Here is a 15,210-nt window from a genome sequence, read left to right on the forward strand (position 1 = left end):
GACATCGCAATGGAGTGATAGCAACCATACGGGGATCGAATGGGTCGGTGTCACGTAGTTTCGTTGGGGTACCAGTCCGCATCCGACGTCCGGAGTCCCTGCACCGTGAGCGCGTCACCGACGACCCTCCCCCCGCCCACCGAACCGCTCCCCATCCAGACCACCCGCCCGCCGTGGCGCCACACCCTGATCGCGCTGTCCGTGCCGAACTTCCGGCTGTTCACCGCGACCAACCTGGTCGCGATGACCGCGGGCTGGATGCAGCGCATCGCGCAGGACTGGCTCGTGCTGCAGCTGACGGGCTCCGTCGCGCAGGTCGGCATTACCGTGGCGTGCCAGTTCGCCCCGATGCTGTTCTTCGGGCTGTTCGGCGGCGTCATCGTCGACCGGTTCTCCAAGCGCGCGCTGATGATGATCACCCAGGGCGCCTTCGCGGTCCTGTCGCTGCTGCTCGCGGTGCTGACGCTGACCGGGGTGGTGCAGGCGTGGCACATCTGGGCGATCGCGTTCGTCGTGGGCATGGTCACCGTGATCGACAATCCCGCCCGCCAGGTCTTCGTCACTGAGATCGTCGGTCACGAGCACCTGCGGAACGCCATCAGCGTGAACTCGTCGGTGTTCCAGCTGGGCGGCATGATCGGCCCGGCGCTGTCCGGTGCGCTGCTGGTGGCCGTCGGTGCCGGGTGGTCGTTCGGCGTGAACGCCGTGGCCTGCGTCGCGGTCGTCGTCACGCTCGGGTTCCTGAGGACCTCGGAGCTGCACCGAACGCCGGCGGCCCCCCGCGGCAAGGGCCAGCTCGTCGAGGGGCTGCGCTACGCCGTCGGCAAGCCCACGATCATCGTGCCGGTCATCCTGGTCGCGTTCTTCTCCGTCTTCGCCCTGACGATGCCGGTGCTGCTGTCCGCCTTCGCCTCGAAGGTCTACGACGTCGGTGCCGGCGGGTACGGCCTGTTCAACTCCGCGGTCGCGGTCGGCGCCCTGGTCGGAGCGCTGCTGTCGACCCGGCGCGCGGTGGTCCGGCTGCGCACGATCGTCGGCGGGGTGTTCTGGACCGGGATCCTGCTGGTCGTCAGCGGCAGCATCCCCGTCATCGCGCCGTTCACCGTGATGCTCGTCGCGGTCGGCATGTCGCAGCTGCTGTTCATGACGGCGTCGAACTCGCTCGTGCAGCTGTCCTCGAACATCGCGATCCGCGGTCGGGTGATGTCGCTGTACATCCTGGTGCTGCTGGGCGGGCAGGCCATCGGCGGGCCGCTGATGGGCCAGGTCGTCGACCACTTCGGCGCCCACGTCGGGATGATGGTCGCTGGCGGGGTGCCGGCCGCCGCCGCGGCCGTGATCGGCGTGGTGCTCGCCCGACGCGGAGGCTTCCACCTGGGCGTGCGGGTGCGGCACCACGTGCCGCTGCCGGCGATCGTCGGGCACCGCTGACGGCGATCGACGCAGGCCGCTGACGGCGCTCGACGTGCACCGCTGACGGACGGGAGGCCCGGTGCCAGCTGGCACCGGGCCTCCCGTCCGATGGTGGTCACCATCTGCGCGTCGCACCCCGCCACGAGCATCGCGCCCCGTCGGGACAGGGCGCGATGCTCGTTCAGGGGTGGGATCTGCCGCGGTGGATCAGTACGCGACGCCGAAGCGCGCCTGGTGGTGCGCCGGACGCTCGACCTCGTCGACGAACGCGATGGCGTAGTCGGCACCGGAGATGTCCGAGTTGCCGTCGGCGTCGGTCAGCAGGACGTCGTCCGACGTGCGGTACGTACCCCGACGCTCGCCGGGGTTGTAGCCGCCGAAGGCCGCCGCCGGGCTGACGTAGAACCAGTCGACGTCGGTGCCACTGGAGCGCAGCGCCTCGAGGACCTGCGCGTGGCTCTTCGCCTCGGCCTTGAAGGCGTCCGGGAACTCGGCGGTGTCGAACAGCGCGGGGCCGCCCTCGGCGACCAGCAGCGAGCCCGCACCCCCGACGATGCCCAGGCGTGCGCCGGCCGCAGCGGCAGCGTCGACGAAGTGCTGGAACTTGTCCTTCAGCTCGCTGCCGTCGGCCTGCACGGCGTGCAGGGACACCACGACGACGTCGGCGTCCTTGGTGACCTCGGTGACGAAGGCCGCGTCGAACGCGTCGCCCTGGGCCAGGGTCAGGCCGTCGGCCGGGTCGAGCTTGGAGGTGTCACGGGCGACGGCGACGACCTGGTGGCCGCGCGAGAGTGCCTCGTGGGTGATGGCGGAGCCGGCGTAACCGGTGCCTCCGAAGACGACGATGGTGCTCATGCGTGTTCCTCTCGTGGTGGTGCGGTCTGTCCTGACTCACTCTAGGGGTGTTACTCTCTTTGAGTAAGTAGGCACCTCGTGGTGCGTGCCATTTGGCTCAGTTCGTCCCGTTCGTCCCGCCGTCGCGCGTCAGGAGTGTCCATGAGTGCCCTCGAGTACAGCCCGTACGCGGCCGACTGCCCGTCGCGACAGTTGCTCGACCGGATCGGTGACCGGTGGAGCGTGCTGACGATCGGCACGCTGGCGTCCGGCCCCCATCGGTACTCCGCGATCGCAGCGGCGGTGCAGGGCGTGTCGCAGAAGATGCTGACGCAGACGCTCCGGGCCCTCGAACGCGACGGGCTCGTCACCCGCACGGTGTTCCCCGAGATCCCCCCGCACGTCGAGTACGCGCTCACCGACGCCGGCCGGTCGCTCCGTACGGTGCTGCAGCCGCTCGAGGACTGGGCGACGACGCACATGCCCTCGGTCGCCGCCGCACGCGAGCAGTACGACGCCGCAAACTGACCGGTCCCTGGAATCGACCGGCCGCGCTGGTGGTTGCGTGGAGACATGCGATCGATCGTCTACTCCCAGCCCGGTGACTCGTCCGTCCTCTCCCTCGTGGACCGTGACCTGCCGGAGCCCGCTGCCGGCGAGGTGCGCGTGCGTGTGGTCGTCTCCGGCGTGAACCCGACCGACTGGAAGGCCCGCGCCGGCGGCACCTACGGCGACGGACTGCCCTTCCCGGAGATCACCCCGAACCAGGACGGCGCGGGTGTCGTGGACGCCGTAGGCCCGGGCGTCGACGAGTTCGCCGTGGGAGACCGCGTGTGGCTGTTCATGGCCGCGGCATCGCGTCCGACCGGCACCGCGCAGGAGCACACGGTCGTGCCGGCCTCGCGCGTCGTGCCCCTACCGGACGACACCTCGTTCGACGTCGGCGCCTCGCTCGGGGTCCCCGCGATGACCGCCCACCGCGCGCTCACCACACACGAAGAGGGACCCGCGCGCCTGGGACCCGGGGCGCTCGACGGCATGACGGTCCTGGTCGCGGGCGGCGCGGGCGCAGTCGGCCACGCTGCCATCCAGCTCGCCCGGTGGGCGGGTGCCACGGTGATCTCGACGATCAGCTCCGATGCCAAGGCCGTTCTGGCCACCGCGGCCGGTGCGCACCACACGGTGAACTACCGCTCAGGCGACGCTGCCGACCAGATCCGAGCGATCGCACCCGACGGCGTCGACATCGTCGTCGAGGTGTCGATCCCGCAGAACGCCGACCTGGTCGCCGAGGTACTGGCGAACCACGGCGTGGTGTCGATCTACGCGAACAACGGAGGGGATGCGGCCTCGTTGCCGATCCGCCCGAACATGAGCGTGAACGCCCGCTACCAGTTCCTGCTGCTCTACACGATCGGCGACGAGGCCCTGGCCGCCGCGGCCGAGGACATCACCGAGGCGCTGCACGACGGCGTCCTGCCCGTGGGCGAGGACGCGGGCCTGCCGCTCACCCGTTTCGACCTGGCCGACACGGCTGCCGCGCACGACGCCGTCGAGAACGACACCGTCGGCAAGGTCCTGATCGACGTGACCCAGGCGTAGGGACGGGCTGCTGGTCGCAGACCACGCCCGTCGCACCCCCGCAACGACATCGCGCCCCGTTTCCACGGGGCGCGATGTGCGTGCGGGGGCGCGACGCGAAGACACGGCGGCGGCGTTCGGCAGAGCGACGGCGCGCGGCTGGGTGCGCTCGGCAGCGTCAGCGACGACGCCCCGGGCGGAGCGTCAGCCGTGCCCGTGCCGCCCGGAGCGCTCGCTCGAGGTTGGCGGCGACGACCGCGGGGTCGTCGTAGTCGGCGTCGGACACCTCAGCAGCGTCGGTGGCCTCGGCCCGGCGCGCGGCCGACCGGATCGGCGCACGGCCGAACGAGAACGGACCCGGGTGCACGCTCGTCATGGCGCCAGGGTACGACCGCGGACCGACAGTGGTCACGGCGTGCGCTGCCGCTCGTGCTCGCGCACCGGGAAGGCCAGCGTGCACGCCACCGCGACGTACTGCGCGACGACGTCGACGTTGCGGACGTCGAGGTCGGCGAACGCACCCGGCGTCGGGCAGTCGACCGTGAGCATGCCGAACGAGTACCCCTCACCTCGGATGACCACCGCGACGTACGAGCGGTAGCGCGGGTCGAAGTCCGGAGCGTCGTCCGCGGCGTCGACGTCGGACTCACGGTCGCCGACCACGCGCGGCGGCCCACCCGCCAGCACCCACTCGAGGTTGCGGTCGCCGTAGGGCGTGCCCGCGCGGAAGGTGCCCGCGGTGTCGTCGGCACCGCCGTGGCCGATGGGCTCGAGCGCGTCGAGCGCCGGCGACAGCAGGTACACGTTGGCGCGGACGTCGGGTACGTGCGGCAGCAGGTAGAACGCCAGTGCCGCGGCAGCCCGATCGGCGAACGCCCCGAGCTCGGAGCGGCGGGTGGGATGGTCGTGTGCCGCGAAGCGGGTGAGCCGCGTGGCGATCTGCCCGAAGCCGTACTGCACGGCGACCTCGTACGCGGCGAGCGCGGCGGCACCCGTGTCCTCGGCACGACGACGGGCCGCTGCCGTGCGGCGGGCGCGGACCACCTGCCAGAGGACGACCGCGGCGAACACCGTCAACGCCACGACGACGACCACGGCACGCTCGACGGGCACCCCGACCAGGTTGGGCAGCTGGAACACCGCCGTCGGAAGCGCTGCCGCGACGATCGGCAGCACGACGTCGCCGTACCGCCTGCCGCGCACCCGCTCGTTCCCCTGACCCACGCCTCGACGCTAGGGGCGACCACCGACGCCCCAGCGGCACCCGGCGCACCCGGGCGTGCACAGCGCACCCGGCGCGGGCAGCGCACCCTCGATCCACCATTGCCAACGCGACCCGATGCGGGGACCATCGCAGGATGCGCATCAGTGACGATCCGTCGGAGCCGACCCGAGCCTCCCGTCCGGACCCACCCACCGGCACGGTGCAGACGGTCGAGAAGACCCTCGCGATCCTCGAGGTGGTGGCCGACCGCGGCGGTGCCACCGCCAAGGAGGTCGCCGAGGCGACGGGCTACCCGCTGCCGACCGCGTACCGGCTGTTGCATGCGCTGGTCAGCGCCGACTACCTGGTGCACCTGCGTGACCAGAAGCGGTTCGAGCTCGGGCAGAAGCTGCGCGCGCTGGGGGCTGCTGCCGCACGGTGACCCGGGCATCGGTGGCTCTTGGTAGACATGGTGCATGAGCCAACCTGCCACGCCAGCCGCCGGTACCCGCGCGATCGTCCTCGGAGGCGGCGGGGTCGCCGGCATCGCCTGGGAGCTCGGTGTGCTGTCCGCGTTCCAGGACGCGGGCGTCGACCTCGATGCGGCCGACCTGGTGGTGGGGACCAGTGCCGGCAGCGTCGTCGGCACGCTCCTGCGGCAGGGTGGGATCGCGGACGCCTTCGCACAGCAGAGCGCCCCGGCCCCGACCACGTACGAGGAACCCGCCCGGATCGACGCCGAGCTCGTGCAGCAGCAGATCGGGCAGGCCCTCGCCGGCGCCACCTCGGAGCAGGACGCCCGCGCGCGGCTCGGACACCTGGCGCAGCAGGTCACGACGGGTCAGACGGACGACGAGCGTGTCGAGACGTTCACCGAGATGCTGCCCTCGAGCGCGTGGCCGGAACGACCCCTCGGCGTCACCGCGATCGACGCCGTCGACGGCACCTTCCGCGTGCTGACCGCGGCCGACGGCATCCCGCTCCCCCGTGCCGTGGCGTCGAGCTGCTCGGTCCCCGTCGTGTGGTCCCCGGTCCAGATCGAGGGCCGTCCGTACATCGACGGCGGGATGCGCTCCGCGACGAACGCCGACGTCGCGGCCGGGTACGAGCGGGTCCTCGTGCTCGCCTGCGGCCCCGAGGCACCGTCGCCGCTCGGACCCTGGCTCGACCAGTCGGTCGAGGCGCTGCGCGCGGGTGGGTCGAGCGTCGAGGTCGTCGTGGCGGACAGTGCGGCGATGCAGGCCTTCGGCACGAACTCGCTCGCCCTGTCCACGCAGCGTCCGTCGGCCGAGGCCGGTCACGCGCAGGGCAGCGCCGTCGCCGAGGGGATCGCCGCGTTCTGGGCGTGAGTGCCGTCGGCCTCGCTAGCGTGGGGCCATGACGACGCCGTTCTCGGACCTCGACCAGTTCATCGCCCTGCCGCGTGTCGACGGCATCGCACTCAGCCCCGACGGTGCGCACGTCGCGCTGACCGTCAGCCTGCTCGATCCGGACCGCACCGCGTACCGGCGCGCTGTCTGGACGGTGCCGACGAGCGGTGACGCGGGTGCGCGCCGACTGACCCGGTCGGCGAAGGGCGAGGCCGGCATCGCGTTCACCCGTTCCGGCGACCTGCTGTTCGTCTCGGGCCGCCCCGACGCCGACGCGCCCGAGGGCGAGGCGGCCCAGCTCTGGCTGCTGCCCGCCGCGGGTGGCGAGGCACGTCCGGTCACCCGACTGCCGGGAGGCGCGGGTGGCGTCCTCGCGACGGCGAGCGCCAGCGACGTGGTCGCGCTCACCGCGGACCTGCTGCCGACCGCGGCCGCCGGTGACCGGGACGGTGCCGTGATGCGCGATGCCGCGCTGCGGAAGCGCCGCACGGACAAGAAGGTGCACGCGATCCTGCACGAGACGTACCCGGTCCGGTACTGGGACCACGACCTGGGCCCGGACGAGACGCACGTGCTCGGGCTCGACCTGGCCCAGTTGCGGGACGACGCGCTGGACGTCCCACCCGCGGGGACCGCCGACGGCTCCGACAACGCCGACCGCTCGGACGCCGCCGGTGCCGCGGACGCCGGTGCCGCCGGTGCCACCGACGACGCTGTGCAGCCGTACCCCGCGGCGCTGCCGACGCCGGTCGACCTCACCCCGTCCCCCGGCCGCAGCCTGGACCACGTCAGCGGCGGACTCACCCCCGACGGCCGGACCCTGGTCGTGCAGGTCGGCATCCCCGAGGCCCGCGGTGCACGAGCGGCCGTCGTGGCCATCGACGTCGCGACGGGGACGCGGACCGTGCTGTTCGCGGACCAGGGGATCGACCACGAGATGCCGAGCCTGAGCCACGACGGCACGCGGATCGCCTGGGTCCGCACCGTCAAGTCCACGCCGGCCGGTGCCCAGCCGCAGGAGGTCTGGACGGCCGAGCTCGACGGGTCGGACGCTCGTCGCATCGCGACCGACTGGGACCGCTGGCCGAGCGAGCTGGTGTTCGCACCCGACGACCAGGCGGTGCTCGCCACCGCCGACCAGGACGGCCGCGCGCCGGTCTTCCGGATCCCCCTCGACGGCGGCGCCGTCGAGCAGCTGACGGACGACGACTGGGCGTACTCGAACCTGCGCGTGTCGGCGGCGACCGGCGTGGTCGTCGCGCTCCGGGCCTCCTGGGCGGCGCCACTGCACCCGGTCCGGATCGACGCAGACGGGGTGACCCCGCTCGCGACGCCCGCTCCCCTGCCGGCGGTCCCGGGCCGTCTGGAGGACGTCGCGACGACGGCCGAGGACGGCACCCGGGTACGTGGCTGGCTCGTACTGCCCGAGGGCGACGGACCGCACCCGCTGCTGCTCTGGATCCACGGCGGACCGCTCAACTCGTGGAACCAGTGGTCGTGGCGGTGGACGCCGATGCTCGCGGCAGCGCAGGGCTACGCGGTACTGCTACCCGATCCGGCCCTGTCGACCGGGTACGGACTCGACTTCGTCAACCGGGGCTGGAACGCGTGGGGCCAGGCGCCGTACACCGACCTGATGGCGATCACCGACGCGGTCGAGGCCCGGACCGACATCGACGAGACCCGCACCGCGGCGATGGGTGGCTCGTTCGGCGGGTACATGGCGAACTGGGTCGCGGGGCACACCGACCGGTTCCGCGCGATCGTCACGCACGCCAGCCTGTGGGCGCTCGAGCAGTTCGCCGGCACCACCGACGCGTCCGAGTACTGGCAGTCGATCTTCGACGCGTCGGGCATGCGCGAGAACGACCCGCACCGGTTCGTCGCCGACATCGTGTCACCGATGCTCGTCATCCACGGCGACCACGACTACCGGGTGCCGATCGGCGAGGGGCTGCGCCTGTGGTCCGAGCTCGCCGAGCACCACGCCGCCGAGGACGGGTCGATGCCGCACCGGTTCCTGTACTTCCCGGACGAGAACCACTGGGTGCTGCAGCCGCAGCATGCGGTCATCTGGTACCAGACGGTGTTCGCGTTCCTCGGCCAGCACGTGCTCGGTGCCGAGTGGGAGCGGCCGGAGCTGCTCGGGTAGCGGTGGTGGTGGGGGGCGTGCGGCGACCCGAAACGCCGCACGCCCGGTCTGTGGGGGCTGCCCGATCCGTCGATCGGCTCGTCCGTCCGTCTCCGGGCGGACCGGGCCGTCACACGAAAGCGGCCTGACCCGTGATCGCTCGGCCGACGATGAGCGTGTTGACCTCGCGCGTTCCCTCGTACGAGTAGATCGCCTCGGAGTCCGCGAAGAACCGGGCGACGCCCTTGTCGAGCACGATGCCGTTGCCACCCTGCACCTCGCGACACCAGCCGACGGTCTCGCGCATCTTCGCCGTCGCGAACGCCTTGGCCAGCGCGGAGTGCTCGTCGCCGCCGACGCCCGCGTCCTGCATCGCCGATGCCTGCGTGCACAGCGCGATCGAGGCGGTGATGTTCGCGATGGACTTCACGAGCAGGTCCTGCACGAGCTGGTGCGAGGCGATGGGCTTGCCGAACTGGATGCGGGTCTTGGCGTAGTCGAGCGCTGCCTCGTACGCACCGACGGCGATGCCGACGGCCTGCCAGGCGACCTCGGTGCGCGTCAGGCGGAGCACCTCGGCCGTGGTGCGGAACGACGTCGCGCGCTGCAGCCGACGCGACTCGGGCACGCGGACGCCCTGCATGACGATGTCGGCGTTCTGCACGCTGCGCAGCGCGATCTTGTCCTCGATCTTGGTGGCTGTGAAGCCGGGGGTGTCGGTCGTGACCAGGAAGCCCTTGACCTGGTCGTCCGCGACGTCCTTGGCCCAGATGACGACGACGTCGGCGAAGGTGGCGTTGCCGATCCAGCGCTTCTCGCCGTCGAGCACCCACGTGTCACCCTCGCGACGCGCGGTGGTGCGCAACCCCTTTGCGGAGTCGCTGCCCGACAGCGGCTCGGTCAGGCCGAACGCCCCGATCAGCTCGCCGGCGGCCATGCGCGGCAGCCACTCCTGCTGCTGCTCGTCGCTGCCCGCGACCGCGATGGAGTTCATCGCCAGGCCGGACTGCACGCCGATGAACGTCGCGACGCTGGCGTCGACGCGACCGAGTTCGAGCGCTGCCCACCCGCGGTACACGGCCGAGTTCTCGAACTGGCGTACCAGCGGCACACCCGGACCGTACATCCCGAGTTCAGCGAGCGGCTTGATGACCTGCATCGGGAACTCCGCGCGCGCCCAGTACCCGTCGGCGATCGGAGCGACCTCGCGCTCGAGGTACTCGCGCACCCGTCCGATCGACTCGCGCTCCTGATCGGTCAGCTGCTGGGCGAACCCGTAGAAGTCCGACTCGAGCAGGGCAGGCAGGGCGATGGACGTTGACATATCCACTACGATGCATCATTCTGGAAAACGTTGCAAGGGGGGATCTGTGTACACGTCGGAAACCGCGCTGCGCGCCTTCCGCCAGGCGCGCCACACCTTCATCGCCGGCTCACGGATCGACATGGGAGCGTTGGCCGCCACGCTCGGCGTCGACCGGACGTCCCTGTTCCGCTGGGTGGGCAACCGTGACCGGTTGCTGTCCGAGGTGCTGTGGTCGCTCGCGGTCCCGACGCTCGACAGCGCCCGACGCTCGGCGCGGGGAACCGGGGCCGCACGCATCGTCGACGTGCTCGACCGGTTCACCGCCGACCTGATCCAGGCGCCGTACTTCCGCGTGTTCCTGACCCGAGAACCCGCACGGGCACTGCGGCTGCTCACGACGACGGACAGCGACGTGCAGAGTCGGTTCGTGCACGCGGTCACCGAGCTGGTCGCCGTGGAGCAGGAGTCGGGTACGTTCGATCCCGCGCCGCTGTCCGCTGACGAACTCGCGAGGCTGCTCGTCCGGATCTCCGAGTCCTTCACGTACGCCGACCTGATCTCGGGCGAGACCCCCGACCCCGCTCGGGCCCGGGCGACGTTCGAGTACGTGCTGCGGCCGACTGCAGCCCTGCCCCCGCCCTCGATCGGAGACCGATGACCATCGACGAGTACCCCTTCCGCCGCACCTACCCGACACGGTGGAACGACAACGACATGTTCGGCCACGTGAACAACACGATCTACTACAGCGCGATGGACAACGCCGCGACGTACTGGTTCCGTGAGCAGGCCGGCCTCGACCCGTTCTCGTCGGACTGGATCGCCGTGCTCGTGACCTCGAGCTGCCACTTCGTCGAGTCCGCGGTGTGGCCGGACGTCATCCAGGTCGGGATGCGCTCGAAGCGCCTCGGGAACACCAGCCTGTCGTGGGAGTTCGGCCTGTTCCGCCAGTCCGACGGCGCGCTGCTGGCCACGGGTGAGTTCGTCCACGTGATCATCGACCGCGAGGGTGCCCGCCGTCCGCGCCCCGTGCCGGACGCCCTGCGCACCCTGGTGACCCAGACGATGACGGTCGCCGTCGACGCCTGACGCGCGTCGCGCCCCCGCGACGACATCGCGCCCCGCCCGGCCGCCCGCGTCGCGCCCCCGCGACGACATCGCGCCCCGGTGCTCCGGGGCGCGATGTCCGTCCGGGGGTGCGATCCCCGGCCGGGGTCAGCGGACGGCGGCGAACTCCAGGTTGATGTCGTCCGGGTCCTGCACGGACAGGATCGTCATGCCGGCGTCGCTCAGGTCCGTGACCTGGCCGTGCTCGACACCCGCGGCGTCGAGACGCGTCGCGGCCTGGTGCAGCTCGTCGACACTGCCGAGGACGAAGCTCACGTGGTCGAGCCCGACCCGCTCGGAGTCGAACCGCTGACCCGTCGGCGCCACGGGACGCAGGCCGAACACCTGATCGCCGAGCTGGAACACGCAGCCGCCGTAGAACTTCGTGCGGTCCTCGCGGACACCCGGCTCGTCGACCTGGTCGCTGAAGTCGATCACCGGGTCCGACCCGAGCAGCTGCTGGTAGAAGGCCTTGCTGCGGGCGATGTCGGTCACGGTCACGCGGACGTGGGCCAGGGCGGAGGGGCGGGCGATCGGTTCACTCATGCGTCCGACCCAACGCCCACGCGCTCCGAGCGCCCCGAGCCGACGCGGAACCCGGACACCGCCGGCCTCGGCGGCGACCAACGGCGTGCCGGACCGGCTTCGCACCCCCGCCACGACATCGCGCCCCGAGGGAACGGGGCGCGATGTCCGCACGGGGGTGCGAAACGGGGGAAGCCGCAGCAGCCCCGCCAGCGACTCAGATCAGGTCGTCCGTCAGGTGGTTCGGCGTGCCGAAGCGGTGCGCGGTGATCGACACGGCCTGCTCGCGCAGGAACGGCAGCAGCTCGATGCGCCCGGCCTCGGTCACCGGCTCGGCGTACACCGCCACGTCCGGGCGACCATCGACGGCGGCGTACAGCGCCGAGGCACCCGCGGCCAGTTCGGGAGCCGACGTGCCGGCCAGGCGCACGCGCGTCGACGGGCCCCCGGCGACCCGGGCGCCGAACGCGGCGTCGGACTCGGACGCGGTGACTGACCGGACGTTCGGCAGCGCGGCGACCGCCGGCGGCACGAACCCCGCCGACGAGACGTCGATCGTGGTGCCGGCACGCAGGGCCGCGGCGACGACACGCACCAGCGCCTCGACGTCGTCCGGCAGCTCGGACGCCAGGCGGACGTGCACCCCCGGGTACGGCAGGTACCGGGCGATGTTCCGCTCGGCAGAGAGCGCCGACACGTCGGTCGCAGTGCCGAACAGCGACGTCCACGCGAGCTCGTCGGAGGCCAGCGCGCGGTCGAGCGAGGGCGACGACACCCCGGCGGCCCGCACGAAGGACGAGACGGCGGCCGACGGGGCGGAGCCCGATCGCGCTTCGGCGGACGACCACGAACCCAGGCCCACCAGGTAGTTCAGGCCGCCGGCCTTGGTGCCCGCACCCACGGCGGACTTCTTCCACCCGCCGAACGGCTGCCGGCGCACGATCGCACCGGTGATCCCGCGGTTCACGTAGAGGTTGCCGGCCTCGATGCGGGACAGCCACGTGCCGATCTCGGTCGGGTCGAGCGAGTGGATGCCCGAGGTCAGGCCGTAGTCGACCTGGTTGACGATGTCGATCGCCTCGTCCAGCGTCGCGGCGCGCATCACACCGAGCACCGGGCCGAAGTACTCCGTCGTGTGGAACGCGGACCCGCGACGGACCCCACCACGGACACCCGGGCTCCACAGCCGCCCCGTGTCGTCGAGCTTGCGGGGCTGCACGGCCCACGACTCCCCCGCCCCGAGCTGCGTCAGGCCGTCGAGCAGCTTGCCCGCAGCCGGCTGCACCACCGGGCCCATCTGCGACGTCGGGTCGGACGGGTACCCGACGGTCAGCGACGACACCGCGTCGATCAGCTGGTTGTGGAACCGGCGCGAGCGTGCGACGGACCCGACGAGCACCACGAGGGACGCTGCGGAGCACTTCTGTCCCGCGTGCCCGAACGCCGAGGCGACGACGTCCTTGACGGCCAGGTCGAGGTCGGCCGACGCGGTGACGATGATGGCGTTCTTGCCCGAGGTCTCGGCCAGCAGCGGCAGGTCGTGGCGGAACGACCGGAACAGTTCGGCCGTCTCGTAGGCGCCGGTCAGGATCACCCGGTCGACCATCGGCGAGGACACCAGGGCCGTGCCCAGAGCGGACTCGTCGACGTCCACGAACGACAGGACGTCGGCCGGGGCACCCATCGCGTCGAGGGCCGTGTCGATCACCGAAGCCAGCACCGCACCACACCGGGCGGCCGGGGGCGCGGGCTTCAGCACGACGGCCGACCCGGCGGCGAGTGCGGCGAGCGTCGATCCGGCGGGGATCGCGACCGGGAAGTTCCACGGCGGCGCGACGAGCGTCAGGGCAGCGGGCGAGAACGTCGCACCGTCGACGTCGTCGAGCGACGCGGCCAGGTCGCCGTAGAAGTGCGCGAAGTCGACCGCCTCGGACACCTCGGGGTCGGCCTGGTCGATGGTCTTGCCGGTCTCGGACGCCATCACCTCGATGAGCGCCGCACGGTTCGCCTCGAGCGCATCGCCGACGGCGTGCAGCACCGCGCCGCGCGCGGCACCGGACCAGGTCCCCCAGACGGAACCGGCGGCCCGGACCCGGCCGAGCAGGGTGTCGAGCGTCGCTGCGGAGTCGACCCGGGCCTCCCGGACGGCCGACGCGCCCAGCGTCGACGACGCGACCCGCGACGTGATCGCTGCACCCCACGAGCGGACCGCCGCGACGGACGGGTCGCTGTCGGGGGTGTTCTCGAAGTGCCCGGGGGTGGGACGGCCGACGGCCGCGTACCGGTCGGCGACACGGTGCGAGGCGGGGGCGTCCAGCCCGCCGGGTGCGGACAGCGGCTCGAGCGAGTCGCGGAACCGGGACTCCTCGCGTGCGAACAGGGACGGCGACGATGCGAGGGAGAACACCGCGGACATGAAGTTGTCCTGGGACGCGCCCTCCTCCAATCGGCGGATGAGGTACGCGATGGCGACGTCGAACTCCCCCGGATGGACGACGGGGACGTACAGCAGCAGCGACCCGACGGTCTGGCGGACGGCCTCGGCCTGCCCCTGTGCCATGCCGAGCAGCATCTCGAACTCGATGCCGTCGCGGACCCCGCGCTGCCCGGCGAGCAGCCAGGCGTGGGCGACGTCGAACAGGTTGTGACCGGCGATGCCGACCCGCACGTTCGCGATGCGCGACGGGGTGAGTGCCCAGTCGAGCACGCGCTTGTAGTTCGTGTCCGAGTCCTGCTTGGTGTGCCAGGTGGCGAGCGGCCACCCGTGCACGGACGCCTCGACCTGTTCCATCGGCAGGTTCGCGCCCTTGACCAGGCGGACCTTGATGTCGGCGCCGCCACGGGCACGGCGGGCGGCGGACCACTCCTGCAGGTGCTGCATGGCGGACAGGGCATCCGGCAGGTAGGCCTGCAGGACGATGCCGGCGGAGAGCTGCTGGAACGCGGGCTCGTCGAGCAGCTGCGTGAAGACCGCGATCGTCAGGTCGAGGTCCTTGAACTCCTCCATGTCGAGGTTGATGAACGTGTTCGGCGACGCGGCCGCGGCCCGCTCGAACAGCGGCCGGAGCTTGTCGACGATGTCCTGGACGGCCGCCTCGAACGCCCACGGCGAGTGCGGGTGCACGGTCGACGAGACCTTGATCGACACGTAGTCGACGTCGTCGCGCGCGAGCAGCTTGTGCGTGCCCTCGAGCCGACGGGCGGCTTCACGCTCGCCGAGCACGGCCTCGCCCAGCAGGTTGACGTTGAGGCGCACGCCGTCGCGCTTGATCTTCGCGATCGCGGGACCGAGCTTGGCATCGGTGGCGTCGACGATCAGGTGGCCGACCATGGTGCGCAGCACGCGTCGGGCGATGGGCACGACGACCCCCGGGAGGCCCGGTGCCAGTCCGCCACCCAGCCGCACCAGACCGCGGAGCGCGCTGGGCAGGAAGCCGGGTGCGTCCGGCGCGATCTGCTTGAGGCGGCGAGCGGCGACGCCGAGGTCCTCCGGTCGGACGACCCCGTCGACGAACCCGACGGCGAACGCCAGGCCCTTCGGGTCGGCGAGCACGCCCGCCAGCTGCTTCGCCGAGCCGTCGACCGGGTACGTCTCGGCCTCGGCGAGCCACTGCCGGACCAGCGCGACGGACGCGTCGGCGAGGTCGTCGGGGGTGGTCGCGGCAGGCGCGTCGTTGCGGGGCTGGACGTCGGTCATGGGATCAGTGTGTCGCTCGGGGTTCCGGTAGCGGAAGCAACT

14 protein-coding genes are annotated in these 15,210 nt (G+C 71.9%); 8 read left to right on the forward strand and 6 right to left on the reverse strand.

Translation table 11 applies throughout. From position 1 onward, the window contains the following. The first annotated feature begins 105 nt into the window (after positions 1–105). The gene (locus ACLBWP_RS04180; protein ID WP_447654168.1) at positions 106–1,431 is read left to right on the forward strand and encodes an MFS transporter; all 1,326 of its coding nucleotides are present in this window, start codon (positions 106–108) and stop codon (positions 1,429–1,431) included. A gap of 189 nt (positions 1,432–1,620) precedes the next feature. Here ACLBWP_RS04180 and ACLBWP_RS04185 read toward each other — a convergent pair whose 3' ends face one another. Beyond that, positions 1,621–2,268, reverse strand: coding sequence for an NAD(P)-dependent oxidoreductase (locus tag ACLBWP_RS04185; RefSeq protein ID WP_447654169.1), 648 nt, complete (start codon positions 2,266–2,268; stop codon positions 1,621–1,623). Between the two features lie 141 nt (positions 2,269–2,409). Between ACLBWP_RS04185 and ACLBWP_RS04190 the strand changes: the two genes are divergently transcribed. Both ACLBWP_RS04190 and ACLBWP_RS04195 read left to right on the forward strand, forming a co-directional pair. Beyond that, entirely contained in the window at positions 2,410–2,775 is a 366-nt protein-coding gene (locus ACLBWP_RS04190) for a winged helix-turn-helix transcriptional regulator (protein ID WP_447654170.1), read from the forward strand. A gap of 45 nt (positions 2,776–2,820) precedes the next feature. After that, entirely contained in the window at positions 2,821–3,849 is a 1,029-nt protein-coding gene (locus tag ACLBWP_RS04195) for an NADPH:quinone reductase (protein WP_447654171.1), read from the forward strand. A gap of 157 nt (positions 3,850–4,006) precedes the next feature. On the opposite strand, the gene ACLBWP_RS04200 is transcribed toward ACLBWP_RS04195, so the two are convergent. Together ACLBWP_RS04200 and ACLBWP_RS04205 are read right to left on the reverse strand one after the other, a co-directional pair. Next, on the reverse strand, positions 4,007–4,204 hold the full coding sequence (locus ACLBWP_RS04200) for a hypothetical protein (RefSeq protein ID WP_447654172.1): 198 nt from the start codon (positions 4,202–4,204) through the stop codon (positions 4,007–4,009). A gap of 32 nt (positions 4,205–4,236) precedes the next feature. Further along, on the reverse strand, positions 4,237–5,052 hold the full coding sequence (locus ACLBWP_RS04205) for a GAF domain-containing protein (RefSeq protein WP_447654173.1): 816 nt from the start codon (positions 5,050–5,052) through the stop codon (positions 4,237–4,239). Positions 5,053–5,186: 134 nt separating this feature from the next. Between ACLBWP_RS04205 and ACLBWP_RS04210 the strand changes: the two genes are divergently transcribed. From ACLBWP_RS04210 to ACLBWP_RS04220, 3 genes are read left to right on the forward strand one after another with little or no spacing between them, the layout of a single operon-like run. After that, the gene (locus ACLBWP_RS04210) at positions 5,187–5,474 is read left to right on the forward strand and encodes a helix-turn-helix domain-containing protein (protein ID WP_243563770.1); all 288 of its coding nucleotides are present in this window, start codon (positions 5,187–5,189) and stop codon (positions 5,472–5,474) included. Positions 5,475–5,508: 34 nt separating this feature from the next. Further along, positions 5,509–6,381: a patatin-like phospholipase family protein gene (locus ACLBWP_RS04215; RefSeq protein ID WP_447654174.1), complete on the forward strand. Its 873-nt coding sequence runs from the start codon at positions 5,509–5,511 to the stop codon at positions 6,379–6,381. Between the two features lie 28 nt (positions 6,382–6,409). After that, positions 6,410–8,554 (forward strand): alpha/beta fold hydrolase, encoded by a 2,145-nt coding sequence (locus ACLBWP_RS04220; protein WP_447654175.1) that lies wholly within the window; start codon positions 6,410–6,412, stop codon positions 8,552–8,554. Positions 8,555–8,663: 109 nt separating this feature from the next. Here the strand turns inward: ACLBWP_RS04220 and ACLBWP_RS04225 are convergent, their stop codons facing one another. Then, positions 8,664–9,857, reverse strand: a complete 1,194-nt coding sequence (locus tag ACLBWP_RS04225; protein ID WP_243563773.1) for an acyl-CoA dehydrogenase family protein — start codon at positions 9,855–9,857, stop codon at positions 8,664–8,666. Between the two features lie 46 nt (positions 9,858–9,903). Here ACLBWP_RS04225 and ACLBWP_RS04230 point away from each other — a divergent pair, with 46 nt between their 5' ends. Beyond that, entirely contained in the window at positions 9,904–10,497 is a 594-nt protein-coding gene (locus tag ACLBWP_RS04230) for a QsdR family transcriptional regulator (RefSeq protein ID WP_243563774.1), read from the forward strand. Then, on the forward strand, positions 10,494–10,928 hold the full coding sequence (locus ACLBWP_RS04235) for an acyl-CoA thioesterase (protein ID WP_243563775.1): 435 nt from the start codon (positions 10,494–10,496) through the stop codon (positions 10,926–10,928). The genes ACLBWP_RS04230 and ACLBWP_RS04235 overlap by 4 nt, the downstream gene beginning before the upstream one ends. Positions 10,929–11,054: 126 nt before the next feature. Here ACLBWP_RS04235 and ACLBWP_RS04240 read toward each other — a convergent pair whose 3' ends face one another. Together ACLBWP_RS04240 and ACLBWP_RS04245 are read right to left on the reverse strand one after the other, a co-directional pair. After that, a complete protein-coding gene (locus ACLBWP_RS04240) occupies positions 11,055–11,492 on the reverse strand; it encodes a VOC family protein (protein WP_447654176.1) in 438 nt (145 codons plus the stop codon). A 196-nt stretch (positions 11,493–11,688) separates the two neighbouring features. Next, entirely contained in the window at positions 11,689–15,168 is a 3,480-nt protein-coding gene (locus ACLBWP_RS04245) for a proline dehydrogenase family protein (RefSeq protein ID WP_447654177.1), read from the reverse strand. Between the last annotated feature and the right edge of the window lie 42 nt (positions 15,169–15,210).

The organism is Microbacterium sp. M1A1_1b (genome assembly GCF_053345565.1).